Raw genomic sequence first — 14862 nt, 5'->3', positions numbered from 1 at the left:
ATTCAACACCGTTTTAGCAACTCTATTCGGAACCCGTTAAAATCGTGGGCGTGACGAAGATAACAAGTTCGCGCTTTTGGCGTTGCTGTTGTTGGTGCTTGAACAAATGCCCAACGACCGGCAGTGACGATAAAATAGGGACACCACGGTCGTCGTTCAACTCTAAAGTTTGAAAAATTCCACCTAACACGATGGTCTCGCCGTTTTTGACTAACACTTGGGTTCCCATTTCCTGAGTGTCTATAGCAACCGCCGGGCCGGTTGGTGTGCTGACGGTATCGCCGCGTGTATTTTGGGTAATGGTTAAGTCGAGTAAAACGTGATCATTGGGGGTTATCTGAGGTGTCACCCGTAACCCCATGACCGCCTTTTTAAACTGTACTGCCGTTGCCCCGCTGGCTGCACTCTCGACATAGGGAATCTCAGTGCCTTGTTCGATGTAGGCTGGCTGCTGATTGGCCGTAAAGATTTTTGGGCTGGCAATGATGTTGCCTTTGTTCTCCTGCTCCAGAGCAGTCAGTTCGAGATCCAACAGCAAGTCGTCACTCAAGCGAGCCACATTAAGCCCAACGGTTGCGGCTGGCTGCGTTGTCGGCAGTTCTAAGCGCATGCCTTTAATGAACATTGACGGCTCCGTTTCAGGATTTGTCAGGCCAGTGCTTGAGGCACCCCAGCGCACGCCAAATTCCTGCGCAATATTGGTTTTTAGGCTAACCATGCGGGCTTCAATCATGACTTGTTTGACCGGCTTATCTAACTTAGCGATTAACGAGCGGACACGGTTAACGTGATTAGCGGTATCGTTAATGAGCAGGGTGTTGGTGCGTTCATCCACGGATAACGAACCGTGCTCTGACAGAAGTCCTTGGTGGTTAGTGTTCAGTAACTCGGCCAACTCCGCTGCGCGCGCAAAGTTCACTGGGATCAGTTCGATGGCCAGGCCACTTTGCGCGGTTGTATCTTGTGGTTGTCGAGTTACCCAGAGCACATTATTGGTCAAATGCAGAAAAACATTCTGGCTTTTCGCCAAACTGTTAACGGCATCGACCCAGTTAACCTCATTCAACTTCAGATTGCTTTGACCCTCAATGCCATCATCAATGATCAGGTTGAGATCAAGCTGGTCTGCGAGAATTTGGAACACGTCCTGAACACTGGCGTTGTTCAGGTGAATGTTGACGGTAGTTTGACGTTGTTCCTCAGTGAGTAACCGCGCCCAAGTGTCGGTGGCAACCGAGCTGGCCTTTGCCGTTACGCTAGCAACGACTAACAATAGGATAATTACAGCAGTAGGGATAAATCGAAACGTCATTAATGCTCCTGCAGGCGTTGATAGTGTTTACGTGTTAGCCAGCAATCCTCAACCTGTGTCCAGTGGGTGAGTTGCACATGATCGGCCTGAATGTCGGTAATCTGCGCGAGCGGTTCGCTAAACCAATCATGGATTTTGGTCGCTATGCGGTCACCGTCGGCAGTACGCCAATAAACCAGACTGTTCTGCTGAACCGCACTGGATTGAATGATCGCCAGTAGTTGTAACTGATTCAATGACGGGTGGTGTTCAGATAAGCTGGGCGACGAGTCGCTGCAAATACCGTTCACAGAATCAACCTGGCTCACCTCCGGTGCGTTTAGTGAGGAGTTGGTGTCGGCGGTTGCAGCCATATTGGCAGTGACTTGCCAACTGACTTGCGCGGAACCTGCGGCAGCAACTTTCCAGCTCAGACGCTGTAGCTGCCAGGGTTGCTGCCAGCGACCGTCGATACTGTATTCCATTATCAGACTCAGCAGTTGTTGCAGTGCCAGCGGTCGGCCGTTAGCAGCGACGGTTAGTGTGGTGCGGTCGTGACTTAACGGCTGTAAAGTAAGTTGCAGAGACAACTGATTTGCCCATGCGGCAATTTGCCAGTCGAAGCGGAGTTTCCGTTCAACCGGCGGCTGTTGTTCGGAGAGCACCTGCTGATAGTGATGAAAACGTTGTAACTGGGCTTCTTGCTCAGCAATACGAGCCGTTAAGCGAGTCACCTCACCATGAGTAACGACCCAAGTGATGATGGCAACGAGCACCAGCATCAGCGTGATAACGATGTGCGGGAAGTAACGGATAATGCAGGTTTTCAAGCTCATGTGCCAGTTACTGCTGTAAGCCAAATTGAGAACTGTTGGGGACGGGGAAACTGAATGTCTGCCTGAAACCCCGGATGAATGCCAAGTAACTGTTGTTGCAGCTGCTTAACGACAGCCACTTGGTCATAGTGGCCAGTTACTTTAATTTCGCCGGGCAGCCAATGGATGCGTTCGATTCGAATACCGTTTTCGTTCAGTTGCACTAACCGGACGAAATGATGCATCGCCCGGCCATGCTGTAGGTGTGTGTTACGCTCGGTTTCCTGTAATTGTTGATGTCGGGTCAGGGTTTGATAAGCCTGTTCGACGTTGGCAAGCTCCCTGAGGGTTGTCGCTTGAGTGGCCGCGATGGCTTTCATCTCATGCAGTTGTGCTTGGGCGTACTGGTAGTAAGCCCCTCCTGCCAGGAGAGCAAGCAATCCGATACTGACGAATAAACGTCGGTAACGACGGAGTTGCCCGGCGATACTCGGGTTGCGCCAGTCAACCAGGTTTAATGATGCCACTTAATAAACCCCCTCAGTGCGCAACCAAAGAGTGGCAATAACTGATCGCCCAATGCAGTCGACATGTTTTCCTGCAGATAGCTTGGTAAGGCGAGCGTTTGCAACATCGGCTGGCTGCCAAATTGATGACGGTTCGAGATGTTGCGGTTACCGAAGTAAAATGTTGGCAGCGGCGAACCGATAATCGATGTAAGATCGGATTCGCTATGAAAACTCAATGCCGAGATGCTGCCGTAATGACAGCGGATAAGCGTCGACAATGGCTCCGCCAGTTGCAGAATTTGCCACTCCGGCGACAGAGCATGACTTTGGGCAGGACTGTAGTGCTCCGCGAGCAGAAAGTTTGTGGCTCGGATAACCGCTTGAAAGGCGGGTTCGACGATACTAACCGGACACTTCAGTACTTCAAATTGTTGTTGTTTTTTACGTACCTGAGAGCAGTGTCCGCTGACAACCTGTGTGCCAAGCGGTGTATGCTGATAATCTAAGGTTAGGGTATCAAGCTGGGTGTGTTCCAGTCCCAGCGAGGCATGCACTGACTCCCGAACCTGGTGCAACTGCTGGTGCTCACTCAGCTGTTGATAATGGACCGCCCGATGATCCATGACGGTCATCAGGGCGCGACAGTGAAGTTTTTGCGAGCAGGCCTGGGTCGCAGGTTGTTGGTGCCATTGATGGACCCATAGGCGACCCTGAGCTGAAGCCAACTGCAACACAACCAGCTGTTTATCGATGATATCAACGGCGGCGAACGGAGCCACGTAATGTGCCATAAAAGGAACTCTGTAAAAGTTACGAAAAGAGTTTCAAAGCGTAGTGTTCCGAACAAAAATCAGCCATAATGAGAGGTCGTGAAACGCTGTGCGAAATCAACGACAACCGTCGTCCTAAATGGAGTTAACGATTGAAGTTTTTTAAACGCCTAATTTTGATATTGGTCATCTTCGCTGTACTGGGTGTGGGCGCGATAGGTGCGCTGTATTTGTACGTGAAACCTGAGTTGCCGAGTGTAGCGACGCTGCGGGATGTCGAGCTACAGACGCCGATGCAAGTATTCACCAAGGATGGTCAGTTAATTTCTCAGTTTGGCGAGAAACGCCGTATTCCGGTGGATCTAGAAGATGTTCCGCAGCAGATGATAGACGCTTTTCTGGCGACAGAAGACAGTCGTTTTTATCAGCATTTTGGGGTTGACCCTATCGGTGTCATGCGCGCCTTCTGGGTATTGCTGACAACCGGTGAAATTAAAGAGGGCGCCAGTACCATTACCATGCAGCTGGCGCGTAACTTCTTTTTATCGTTTGACCGCGCCTGGATGCGCAAGATTAAAGAAACCTTCATCGCCTTACACATTGAACAGTTGCTGGACAAAGATGAAATTCTTGAGCTCTACCTGAATAAAATTGCTTTTGGCCATCGGGCTCATGGTGTCGGGGCGGCGGCTCAGGTGTATTACGGCAAGTCCTTGGATCAACTGACACTAGCGCAGATTGCAACTATCGCAGGATTACCCAAGGCTCCTTCAAATTTGAATCCCATTAGCCATCCGCAGGCATCAAAAGAGCGTCGGCGAGTGGTGCTACTGCGCATGCTCGACGAGAAGAAAATTACTCGAGCGGAATTTGAACAAGCGGCAAACGCTGAAGTTACTGCGCGCAGGCATGGTGCCGAGGTAACCGTTGATGCGCCGTATTTGGCGGAAATGGTGCGTCAGGAAATGGTTGACCGCTACGGTGAAGAGCGTGCCTACAATGCCGGCTTTAACGTTTACACCACGGTAAAAAGTCATGTTCAACTGGCTGCCCGGCAGGCTGTGTGGGACAACCTGCATGCCTACGATGAGCGGCACGGCTACCGAGGTCCTGTCAGTGTGCTTTGGTCGGAAGAAGAAGGTGAGCCTGCCTTGAGCGAGGCCGAGGTCGCTGAGTATTTGCAACGATTGAAATCTATTGGTGTCGTGACCCCGGCGGTGGTGTTATCCATTGCTGAACAATCGGCAACGGTGGCGGTGAAAGATCACGGTATTCTCGAGCTGCCATGGGAATCGATGCACTGGGCACGCGCGTACGTCAACGAGGAGCGTCAGGGGCCGCCGCCGGAAACCACTGCGGATATCATGCAACCAGGCCATGTAATTTGGTTGCGGCAAGTCGCTGAAGCACGCGACGATAATGGTCATTGGCGCTTGGCGCAAATCCCTGAGCCAAGCTCTGCGATTGCTTCATTGCGTCCGGATGATGGCGCCATTGCGGCCGTGGTGGGTGGTTATAGCTTCCAGTTAAGCCAATACAATCGCGCACTGCAGGCCGAGCGGCAGGTCGGTTCAAACATCAAACCGCTGATTTATTCTGCCGCGTTTGAAAAAGGACTGACGTTGGCGACCCTGGTTAATGATGCGCCCATCAACCAATGGAACCCGGGCTCCGGTATTGCCTGGCGACCGAAGAACTCACCCGATGTGTATGAAGGTCCGATTCGACTGCGCAAAGCGCTGGCGAAATCAAAAAACGTCGTTTCAGTGCGGTTGATACGGGAAGTCGGCGTTAAAGAAACGGCCGATCATATTGCCAAGTTTGGGCTTGATCGAACGCAAGTGCCGGAGAATGAGTCGATTTCACTTGGCTCGTTGTCGATGACACCGATGCAGGTGGCACGGGCTTATGCGGCGTTTGCCAATGGCGGCTTCTTGGTTGAGCCTTACGTGATTGAGCGCATTGAAGATGGCAATGGTGAAGTCATTTACCAGGCGGAGCCTAAACTGGCGTGTTTTGATTGCGATAATCCAGCGCCACAAATTATTTCTGAACAAAATGCGTTTCTCGTCGCTCAAGCCATGAACTCGGCCATCTGGGGCGGTGGTAGTTGGGCTCATGATACCGGCTGGAACGGTACCTCGTGGCGCATTCAACGTTCGAAACCTATTGTCAGTGAAGTTGGGCGGGCAATTGCCGGTAAAACCGGTACCACCAACGATGTTCGAGACACCTGGTTCTCAGGCTTTACCAGTGGACTGGTGACGACAACCTGGGTGGGTTTTGACGATGTTTCCCGACAGTTGGGCAGTACGTCGATGCACCCGCTGCTGGACAGCGCTCAGCAATCCATCTCCGGTGGTGAAGCGGGTGCGAAAACGGCGCTGCCGGGTTGGATTCTGTTCATGGAAAAAGCGGTCTCTGAGTATCCATCAGACAACCTGATGATACCCCCGGGTGTTGTTAACGTCCGTATTGACTTGGGGACCGGTAAATTATCACACCGGACCGATCATACGACCCGGTTTGAATATTTTATCAGTGGTACCGAACCGACTGACTACGTGGATCGCGACAGCGGTAACGGCAATATTTTTGAGGACAGCGGCGACGACTTGTTTTAAGTCGCCGCGCTGAGCCGCGCGAGCAACTGATTCAGGTCAGACTGCACGCCGCCTGCGGTAACGTGCTTACCAGCGCCGGGTCCGCTGATGACCAGCGGCATTTCAGAGTACCAGTCGGTATAGATCACGAAGATGTTCTCGCCGGGGATCAAGTTCGCCAGCATGTCGCCCTCCGGTATGTACTCGATACCGATTTGTGCTTTTACGCGCTTTTCGTCTGTGACTGAGAAACTGGCTAATAGTCTCGGTACCTTGCCGTCTTTAGCCGCCTCCTGCAGCATCGCATCCATTGGCTCATCGAGCTCATTCAGCCGTTGCATGAATTGTTCAGCCGAAATGTTCTGTAAATGCTCCGGTACCAGGCTGTTGACATTGATGTCTTCCCAGTCAAGATTGAGGCCAATTTCGCGCGCCAGGATCAGCAACTTCCGGACAAGATCCTGACAGGACAGATCTTCGCGGGGATCGGGTTCGCTATAGCCCCGCTGTTTGGCCTCAGCAACGAGGTCACTGAACTTGGTTTCGGCGTTAAAGTTCTCAAATAGCCACGACATCGTACCAGAGAAAATACCTGAGATACTGCGAATTTCATCGCCCTGCCCGCGTAAATCGTTAATCGCGTAATTCAGCGGCAATCCCGCCCCAACGGTGGTGTTATAAAGCCATTCACGTTTGTACTCATGCTGGATGGTGCGAATCTCACGATACAGTGACTCTTCCGCGGAGCCAGCCCGCTTATTGGCGCTGATGATGTGCAGACCGTTGGCAAACAAGCTTGGGTAGAGCTGTGCTACCGGCTTGGCGTCGGTGAGGTCGAGAATAACCAACTCATCGTACGGAGCGTTGGGCAGTTCGCGCAGCAGCTCGGTCAAAACATAGGGTCGTGCCAAGCGGTCAAAATTGCTTGTCCAGTCACTCAGTTCAACACCGCTGTAGTCAAGCCACAGGCGCTTAGAATTTGCGATACCGATAACACGAACGTCCATCATTTGGTTGATGCGGTCACGTTGCTGTTTGAACAACTCCAGCCAGGCAGTACCAATATTTCCGCGACCAAGCACAAGCACGCCGAGGCTGCGACGGTAGTTAAACAGCTGACTGTGTAGACGGTTTAATAAGCGGCTGTCTAACTGCTGTTCAAGGATCGCAATGGCTGAGTTACCGTTTTCACCGAGACCAAAGCGGCGAACTTTCTGCTCACCCAGTTGCAGTTTGAACGTGGTGTATTGATCCGTCTCCTGAATACGATTACCCACCAAGGCAACCATCGAGTAACCGCGTATTTGCGTGACTGTGTTACCAACGTCAATCTGCTCTAGCCAGCGGCTGATGTACTCTAAATGATTTTGGTGGAACACCAGGTACTGTTGGTGGTTTTCGGGTTCTGTCCAGGCGAACAAGGGTTCTAAATCGAGCTCGTTAAGCTTATCAACCAGCGCTTTGTCATTCAGTTCAACTTTAAACAACACCACCTCGGAGAGCGACGTAAAGACTTTGCCGCGTGGTTCGGTATGCTCGAACTGACCGATTCGGGTTTGTTGGTTTTCGACTTTTAAACTGGAGCGTACTGAAATCACCATGCGTTCGCGGTTGACCGGTTGAAACGTACGCGGGTGCAGAACAGGACTGCCCAATCGAGCCAGCTCTTCGGCTTCGGCCCAATCTAATGATGGTAAGCTGACGACCCGCTCAATTTTGCGGGGATCAGCGGAGTAGACGCCGGCTACATCCTTCCAGATGGTCACCTGCTTTACGTTCAGCAGACTCCCAACCAGAGTGGCGGAATAGTCACTGCCATTGCGTCCGAGGGTTAGACTTTCGTTATTCAAGCCACGGGCAATAAAGCCGGTAACGATAAACCGCGTGCCCGGGAAGGGGGCAACGCGGCGCAATAGCTCGGCGCGCGACTCAGGTTCCTGAATGATAGGCTCCGGTGCGTCCTCGGCACGCAGGAAGTCGCGTGCATCAATGTGCTCGGCACGGGTTCCCTGTTTACGCAGTAACGCTGCCAGCAGCCGTGCTGACCACAACTCGCCGTAGGAGAGCAGCTCGGCATCGCCGGTGATGGTTTCCTCACCGGCAACGAAACGACGGAAGCGTGCAAAATCTTCTTTCGATAAGGCCAACAGTTGTTGTTCCAGCTCACCGCTTAACAGTTCGCTGATTAAGCCCTGCTGAAAACTTTCCAATTGATCGAGCAGTATTGTGGCAGTATCACCGGCTTGTTTACTGGCCGTAAGGATGGCGAGAATGCGGTTGGTGGTATCTCCGGCGGCAGAAACCACGACCACGTCGCTGGCTCCCGCGTACTCGGTAACGATACGGGCCACGCGACGGTAACAAAAGGCATCAGCCAAGCTACTGCCGCCAAACTTATGGACCTGCACGCTTTCCGCTGCAGCTTGAATCTGTTCCTCAGTTAGCCCTTCAATCGCCATCTATCGCTTCCTTTATACCTATTTGCAAATCGTCATTAACGCTAAGGCTAAAATATTGCGAAGCAAATGTCAGCAACTTTTGGCCATCTAGATGGATAAAATTTGACGTGGCTATCGTGATGAGTACAATTCATTATATCTTATAAGGGTTTTTCATAAAGCGAGATACAACAATGAAGTGGAACGGTGAGTACATTTACCCGTACGCAGAGCATGGTCGAAAAAGTCAGCAAGTAAAAAAAGTGACTGTGTCGATTCCGACCCGAGTGCTTAAGGTACTGACCGATGAGCGCACAAGACGTCAAGTCAATAACCTGCGCCATGCTACAAACAGCGAACTGCTGTGTGAAGCGTTTTTACACGCCTTTACCGGTCAGCCGCTACCCACCGATGAAGACTTGGAGAAATCAAACCCGCATAAGATTCCGAAAGCGGTGCGTGAGGAATTGGAAGCCCGCGGCTTGCCTATCCCCACGGATGAGGAGCTGGATCAACCTTGATCCAGCATGTAATTTTTCGGTAACGGAATTTTCGCCACGCCCGACTCTACAGCGGCCACGGCAACGGCACGGGCAACTCGCTGACACAAGCGCGGATCCATCGGTTTTGGAATAATGTAGTCAGCGCCAAAACTCAGTGCGTTATCACCCGAAGCCTCCAGCACGGCAGCGGGCACTTCTTCCTTGGCTAACTGCCGAATGGCTTCGACCGCCGCAATTTTCATTTCATCCGTTATCGCTGTCGCTCTTACGTCCAGCGCGCCACGGAACATGAACGGAAAACATAACACGTTGTTGACTTGGTTGGGGTAGTCGGAACGACCGGTGCCGATAATGACATCATTACGGGCTTTTTTGGCCAACGCTGGCTTAATTTCGGGATCCGGATTAGAACAAGCGAAGACCACTGGCTTGTCGGCCATCAATTTTAGTGCATCCGGTGACAGTAAATCCGGTCCGGACACACCGAGGAATAAATCGGCGCCTTCGATGACTTCTTCGAGTGTGCGCTTGTCGGTGTTGTTAGCAAACAAGGCTTTGTACTCGTTGAGATCGTCACGGCGGGTATGAATGACACCTTTCGAATCCAGCATATAGATGTGCTCGCGTTGAGCACCACACTTGATCAAAAGTTCCATACAGGCGATAGCAGCCGCGCCTGCCCCCATGCACACTATACGCGCACTGCGCAGCTCTTTGCCCTGAATTTCCAGTGCGTTGAGCATACCGGCGGCGGTTACAATGGCGGTACCGTGTTGGTCGTCATGGAAAATGGGTACATTGCATTTTTCGATCAGTGCTTGCTCTATTTCAAAGCATTCCGGCGCTTTAATGTCTTCTAAATTAATGCCGCCAAAGGTATCCGCGATATTTGCAACCGTATTAATAAAATCCTGTGTCGTACGGTGACTGACCTCAATATCAATCGCATCCAACCCGGCAAAGCGTTTAAATAATAAGGCTTTACCCTCCATAACCGGCTTCGATGCCAGTGGACCGAGATTACCAAGACCAAGAATGGCGGTACCGTTACTGATAACACCGACTAAATTGCCCTTAGCCGTGTATTTATAGGCGTTATCGGGATCTTCAGCGATGGCGCGCACGGGTTCTGCAACACCGGGACTGTAAGCCAGAGACAGGTCTTTGCTGGAATTAGCCGGCTTGGTCAGCTCGACTGAGATTTTACCCGGGGTAGGATACTGGTGGTAATCCAACGCTTGTTGGCGAAAGTCAGACATAGAGAAAGCGCCCTATAGCAAGTTAGCAATGACTCTATAGCATAACGACTTAATGCCTAATAACAAATCTTACCTGCTGGTGAGAGCCTGAATGGCGAAGTTAATTTATGGTGTGTATAAAAACGCACCAGTTAACTTTTCTTTAACAAATGGGGCTGTGAGCTGATAGGGAAACAAAAAAGGCGCTTTATAGCGCCTTTTTCTAGAAACTGACAACAAAGCGTTGTTTTCAGTAGTTTTCTTATCTTGCCGGGGGCATGTATTCGCTGTTGCGAATTACTTCTTACCCAGAGTACCGAAACGCTTCTTAAATTTGTCAACGCGACCGCCGGTGTCCATTACACGCTGCTTACCAGTGTAGAATGGGTGACACTCTGAACAAACGTCGACCAATAAATCTTCAGTGCGGGTAGAACGAGTTTCGAACTTGTTACCGCACGAGCAAGTGACCGTGATGGCCTCGTACTTAGGATGAATACCTTTTTTCATGGGATTACCTCAATTATGGGCCGCATCGCTATCCGGTCATTGGTTGCCGGACACCATGCGCAAAAAAACAACAATCGTTAGGAGCGCGGCATTCTATGTGATCATGGGCACTTGATCAAGTAAAATATCGTTGCTTGTATTCTTGCTAAGAGCATCTCAAAATAGCCTCATGCCCAGCGAAAACAATAGCCCTCAGCGGCTGATCCAAGTTGCGTTACCGGTTCCGATGCGGCAATGCTTTAGTTATCGTTACACTGGTTCATTACCGGAGCCAGGCGTGCGCGTGCGCGTGCCTTTTGGCAATCGACACCTGGTTGGCATTGCGATTGGCGAAACCGACGAGCAGCCGGATTTTGTGGTTAAGGACATTGACTCGGTCATTGATGAGCGGCGGGTCTGGAGCGATGACATTTGGCAGCTGATCCAGTGGAGCGCCGACTACTATCATCATAGCCTGGGTGATGTAGCCGCAAATACGTTACCGGTGTTGCTGCGTAAAGGCGCAGCTGCTGAGTATCCGGCGACGGAGTATTGGCAACTGACTGAGGCGGGCAGGGAAATTGCGCCGGAGCAGTTAAAGCGTGCACCGAAACAACAACAACTGCTGGAGTTGCTGGCCATCGAGGCACAACCCCGTTCAGTGATAACGGCCGCCAATATCAGTAGCACGGTGATTAATGCCGTGGTCGAGAAAGGCTGGATTGAAGCGCAACAGCGGCAGCCGCGGATATCAACCGAACTCTGGCGGTTAGTACAGGATAACGAGCCGCTCACGCTTAACTCGCAACAGGCGGTAGCGGTAACCACCATTAACCAGCAACAAGGACATGCAGCGATGCTGCTGCAGGGCATCACCGGCAGCGGTAAAACCGAGGTGTACTTGCAGGCCATTACACCGGTTCTGCAACGAGGACAGCAGGTGTTGGTGTTGGTTCCTGAAATTGGTTTGACGCCACAAACCCTAAAGCGCTTTCAACAGCGCTTTGATGTTCCTATTGTCATGCTTCACTCAGGATTGAATGATAGTGAGCGCTTACAAGCTTGGCTTGACAGCCGATCTGGCCAGGCAGCGATTATTATCGGAACCCGGTCGGCGGTTTTCACGCCCTGCAAGCAGTTGGGGCTGATTATTATTGACGAAGAACATGACCTCTCGTTCAAACAACAGGATGGCTTTCGTTACCATGCCCGCGATGTTGCCATCAAGCGCGCGCAGTTGCTGAACATTCCAATTGTTATGGGCACGGCGACGCCGTCTCTGGAAACACTCAATAATGCGGTTAATCAACGCTTTAACTGGCTTAAGCTGGAGCAACGGGCCGGCGGCGCTGAACAAGTTAAGCATCAGTTGCTGGATCTTAAAGGACAAAAGCTGGAAGCCGGAGTTTCGCAGCCGCTGCGAGAGCAAATGGCAACAGAGCTGGCGAAAGGTAACCAAGTGCTGTTGTTCCTCAATCGTCGAGGCTATGCGCCGGCGCTGATGTGTCACGAGTGCGGTTGGATAGCACAGTGTCAACGTTGTGATGCGTACTACACTGTGCATAAGAGCCTGCATCAACTGCACTGCCACCATTGTGGTTCCCAGCGCGCCATTGCAAAACAGTGTGGTGACTGTGGCTCGTTGCATTTGATGACCCACGGGGTGGGAACGGAGCAACTCGAGAACCGTTTAAAAGAACTATTCCCGGACTATGGCGTGTTACGGATTGATCGGGACTCTACCCGCCGCAAAGGAGAACTGGACCGGCAACTGGAAGCGGCAGCCGCAAGTCGTTATCAAATACTGGTTGGCACACAGATGCTGGCCAAAGGACATCACTTTCCGAATGTGACCCTGGTCGCTTTGTTGGACGTTGACGGCGCCTTATACAGTGCCGACTTTCGTGCCGCAGAGCGGTTGGCGCAATTGTTTACACAGGTTGCGGGGCGAGCTGGCAGAGCCCGCAAAGCCGGTAAAGTGGTGTTGCAAACCCACCACCCTGAACATGACCTGATCCAGGATTTGCTGAACAACGGCTATCAGGACTTCGCGTTGACCGCATTGGCAGAGCGTCAGAGTGGCTTGTTACCGCCGTTTGGTCACATGGGACTGTTCCGAGCTGAAGCCACCGATCGCCAAGCGGTACAGTTCGCTCTCAACGAATTGGCGCAGCAGGTGCCGGTGGTTGCCGGCGCGCAATTGCTGGGACCAATGCCGGCCTTGATGGAACGTAAAGCGGGTCGCTATCGCTATCAACTGCTGTTACATTGCAACAGTCGCAAATTGCGTTATCAATTGCTTGAGCACATTCTGCCAATTGTTCATGAACTACCCAGTTGGCGAAAAGTGCGTTGGTCGCTGGATGTTGACCCTCAGGACTTCACATAAGACCCACAAAACGAGTAAACTAGCGGGTCTTGCATTCATTATTTTTATCTAACGTACAGGTAGTCGAGTCGATGAAAGAACAACTGGAACAGTTACTTGCTGATGCTATTGGCAAAATCAAAGCCGATGGCGTGTTACCCGCAGATCATTCGGTGAACATTCAGCTCGACCGACCACGAGACAAGTCACATGGTGATTTTGCCACTAACCTGGCGTTGACCTTAGCCAAGCCGGCTAAGTCAAACCCGCGGCAACTGGCTGAGCAGATCATTGCAGCCTTGCCGCAAAACACCCTTATCGCAAAAACGGATATTGCCGGACCGGGTTTTATTAACTTTACGATCGCTCAGGATCAGCTGAAACAACAATTGCAGGCGATGTTCGACAGCGATCGCCTCGCCGTTGACGAAACCTCCGATAAACGCACCATCGTTATCGATTATTCATCACCGAACCTGGCTAAAGAAATGCATGTGGGTCATTTGCGTTCGGCGATCATTGGTGATGCCGTATCACGGGTCAGTGAGTTTTTAGGGCATAAAGTCATTCGTCAGAATCACGTTGGTGATTGGGGTACCCAATTCGGTATGTTGCTGGCGTACATGGAAGCGCTGGATAACCAGGAAGCCGAATATGAACTCAGTAACCTGGAAACGTTTTATAAAGCCGCAAAACAACGTTTTGATGACAGTGAAGCCTTTGCCAATCGTGCCCGTGAGCTGGTGGTAAAACTGCAGTCCGGTGACGACTATTGTTTACGCCTGTGGAACCAGTTTATTGAAGTATCGCTCAGCCACTGTCAGGAAGTTTACGACCGACTCGGGGTTAAGTTGACGCGCAACGATGTCATGGCGGAGAGTGCGTACAATGATCGTTTGCCCGGCGTGATTGAACACTTGAAAGAGCGCGGTTTGCTGGTTGAAGACCAGGGCGCTCAATGTGTCTTTTTAGATGAGTTTAAAGGTAAGGAAGGCGAACCGCTGCCGATTATCGTGCAGAAGAAAGGCGGTGGCTATCTATACGCTACTACCGACCTGGCCGCCATTCAGTATCGTCAGAAAGAGCTGGGCGGTGATTACCTGATGTATTTTGTCGATGCCCGCCAGTCGTTGCATTTTGAGCAAATTTTTACGTTGGCGCGCAAAGCTGGATTCATTGAAGGCGATATTCGCACGCAACACTTTGGTTTTGGCACCGTTATGGGCAAAGACGGCAAGCCTTACAAGAGCCGTGACGGCGGCGTTACTAAGCTGGCGGATCTGCTGGATGAAGCTGAACGCCGTGCGCTTGAATTGTTGCAACAGAAGTCGTCGGATCTCACCGAGCAACAGCAGCAAGAAATAGCGAAAGTGGTGGGTATCAGCTCGGTGAAATACGCTGATCTTTCGAAAAACCGTACCAGTGATTACATTTTTGACTGGGATCTGATGCTCACGTTTGAAGGCAATACTGCCCCATATCTCCTGTACGCGTTTACCCGCGTTAATAGCATCTTTTCGCGTCTCGGCGAGCAGGGTTTTGATGACTCGGTGCCATTTGTTCTGGAAGATGAGCGTGAATTGGCTCTGGCAAATCAACTGGTGCGTTTTAATGAGGTTGTGCATCAGGTTTATGATAAAGCGATGCCGCATTTCCTTTGTGGCTATTTGTTTGATTTGGCCGGGCGCTTCTCAAGCTTCTATGAGGCCTGCCCGATCCTGAACCAGGATGATGCACAGCTGCGCAATAGTCGCTTAAAACTGGCGCGTCTAACCGCTAATACGTTACAGCAAGGTCTGCAGTTACTCGGTATTCCGACGCTGGAGAAAATGTAAGCA

Annotated in this window: 11 protein-coding genes; 4 read left to right on the top strand and 7 right to left on the bottom strand. The window is 51.4% G+C overall.

Annotated elements, in window-relative coordinates; all coding sequences use genetic code 11:
• Positions 1-22: 22 nt before the first annotated feature.
• The 4 genes from pilQ to C5610_RS12935 are packed head-to-tail and all read right to left on the bottom strand — an operon-like array spanning position 23 to position 3406.
• Positions 23-1312 carry a type IV pilus secretin PilQ gene (gene pilQ / locus C5610_RS12950; protein WP_105307532.1) on the bottom strand — a complete coding sequence of 430 codons (1290 nt, stop codon included), beginning with the start codon at positions 1310-1312 and terminating at the stop codon, positions 23-25.
• A complete protein-coding gene (locus C5610_RS12945) occupies positions 1312-2127 on the bottom strand; it encodes a hypothetical protein (protein WP_105307531.1) in 816 nt (271 codons plus the stop codon). The genes pilQ and C5610_RS12945 overlap by 1 nt, the downstream gene beginning before the upstream one ends.
• Positions 2124-2633: a hypothetical protein gene (locus C5610_RS12940; protein ID WP_105307530.1), complete on the bottom strand. Its 510-nt coding sequence runs from the start codon at positions 2631-2633 to the stop codon at positions 2124-2126. The genes C5610_RS12945 and C5610_RS12940 overlap by 4 nt, the downstream gene beginning before the upstream one ends.
• Positions 2621-3406, bottom strand: a complete 786-nt coding sequence (locus C5610_RS12935) for a hypothetical protein (RefSeq protein WP_105307529.1) — start codon at positions 3404-3406, stop codon at positions 2621-2623. Before C5610_RS12935 ends, C5610_RS12940 begins: the two co-directional genes overlap by 13 nt.
• 131 nt (positions 3407-3537) lie before the next feature.
• Between C5610_RS12935 and C5610_RS12930 the strand changes: the two genes are divergently transcribed.
• Positions 3538-6009, top strand: coding sequence for a penicillin-binding protein 1A (locus C5610_RS12930; RefSeq protein WP_105307528.1), 2472 nt, complete (start codon positions 3538-3540; stop codon positions 6007-6009).
• On the opposite strand, the gene C5610_RS12925 is transcribed toward C5610_RS12930, so the two are convergent.
• Entirely contained in the window at positions 6006-8447 is a 2442-nt protein-coding gene (locus C5610_RS12925) for a bifunctional aspartate kinase/homoserine dehydrogenase II (RefSeq protein WP_105307527.1), read from the bottom strand. The genes C5610_RS12930 and C5610_RS12925 overlap by 4 nt on opposite strands.
• A gap of 173 nt (positions 8448-8620) precedes the next feature.
• Here C5610_RS12925 and metJ point away from each other — a divergent pair, with 173 nt between their 5' ends.
• Positions 8621-8947 carry a met regulon transcriptional regulator MetJ gene (metJ, locus tag C5610_RS12920; protein WP_105307526.1) on the top strand — a complete coding sequence of 109 codons (327 nt, stop codon included), beginning with the start codon at positions 8621-8623 and terminating at the stop codon, positions 8945-8947.
• On the opposite strand, the gene C5610_RS12915 is transcribed toward metJ, so the two are convergent.
• Positions 8938-10188 (bottom strand): malic enzyme-like NAD(P)-binding protein, encoded by a 1251-nt coding sequence (locus C5610_RS12915; protein ID WP_105307525.1) that lies wholly within the window; start codon positions 10186-10188, stop codon positions 8938-8940. The genes metJ and C5610_RS12915 overlap by 10 nt on opposite strands.
• Positions 10189-10464: 276 nt before the next feature.
• Positions 10465-10677 carry a 50S ribosomal protein L31 gene (gene rpmE / locus C5610_RS12910; RefSeq protein WP_105307524.1) on the bottom strand — a complete coding sequence of 71 codons (213 nt, stop codon included), beginning with the start codon at positions 10675-10677 and terminating at the stop codon, positions 10465-10467.
• A 169-nt stretch (positions 10678-10846) separates the two neighbouring features.
• Between rpmE and priA the strand changes: the two genes are divergently transcribed.
• Both priA and argS read left to right on the top strand, forming a co-directional pair.
• The gene (gene priA / locus C5610_RS12905) at positions 10847-13045 is read left to right on the top strand and encodes a primosomal protein N' (RefSeq protein WP_105307523.1); all 2199 of its coding nucleotides are present in this window, start codon (positions 10847-10849) and stop codon (positions 13043-13045) included.
• A gap of 71 nt (positions 13046-13116) precedes the next feature.
• Positions 13117-14859, top strand: coding sequence for an arginine--tRNA ligase (argS, locus tag C5610_RS12900; protein WP_105307522.1), 1743 nt, complete (start codon positions 13117-13119; stop codon positions 14857-14859).
• Positions 14860-14862 lie beyond the last annotated feature (3 nt).

Origin of the sequence: Idiomarina sp. OT37-5b, assembly GCF_002968395.1 — a bacterium.
Taxonomy (GTDB): domain Bacteria; phylum Pseudomonadota; class Gammaproteobacteria; order Enterobacterales; family Alteromonadaceae; genus Idiomarina; species Idiomarina aquatica.
Note: the sequence above shows the minus strand (reverse complement) of the source record. Positions and strands in the feature narration are given on the sequence as shown.

What these genes read in the sequence shown, in the direction of transcription:
- pilQ (WP_105307532.1), bottom strand. Translation starts at nt 1,312, where the DNA reads ATGACGTTTCGATTTATCCCTACTGCTGTAATTATCCTATTGTTAGTC.
- C5610_RS12945 (WP_105307531.1), bottom strand. Translation starts at nt 2,127, where the DNA reads ATGAGCTTGAAAACCTGCATTATCCGTTACTTCCCGCACATCGTTATC.
- C5610_RS12935 (WP_105307529.1), bottom strand. Translation starts at nt 3,406, where the DNA reads ATGGCACATTACGTGGCTCCGTTCGCCGCCGTTGATATCATCGATAAA.
- C5610_RS12925 (WP_105307527.1), bottom strand. Translation starts at nt 8,447, where the DNA reads ATGGCGATTGAAGGGCTAACTGAGGAACAGATTCAAGCTGCAGCGGAA.
- metJ (WP_105307526.1), top strand. Translation starts at nt 8,621, where the DNA reads ATGAAGTGGAACGGTGAGTACATTTACCCGTACGCAGAGCATGGTCGA.
- C5610_RS12915 (WP_105307525.1), bottom strand. Translation starts at nt 10,188, where the DNA reads ATGTCTGACTTTCGCCAACAAGCGTTGGATTACCACCAGTATCCTACC.
- rpmE (WP_105307524.1), bottom strand. Translation starts at nt 10,677, where the DNA reads ATGAAAAAAGGTATTCATCCTAAGTACGAGGCCATCACGGTCACTTGC.
- priA (WP_105307523.1), top strand. Translation starts at nt 10,847, where the DNA reads ATGCCCAGCGAAAACAATAGCCCTCAGCGGCTGATCCAAGTTGCGTTA.
- argS (WP_105307522.1), top strand. Translation starts at nt 13,117, where the DNA reads ATGAAAGAACAACTGGAACAGTTACTTGCTGATGCTATTGGCAAAATC.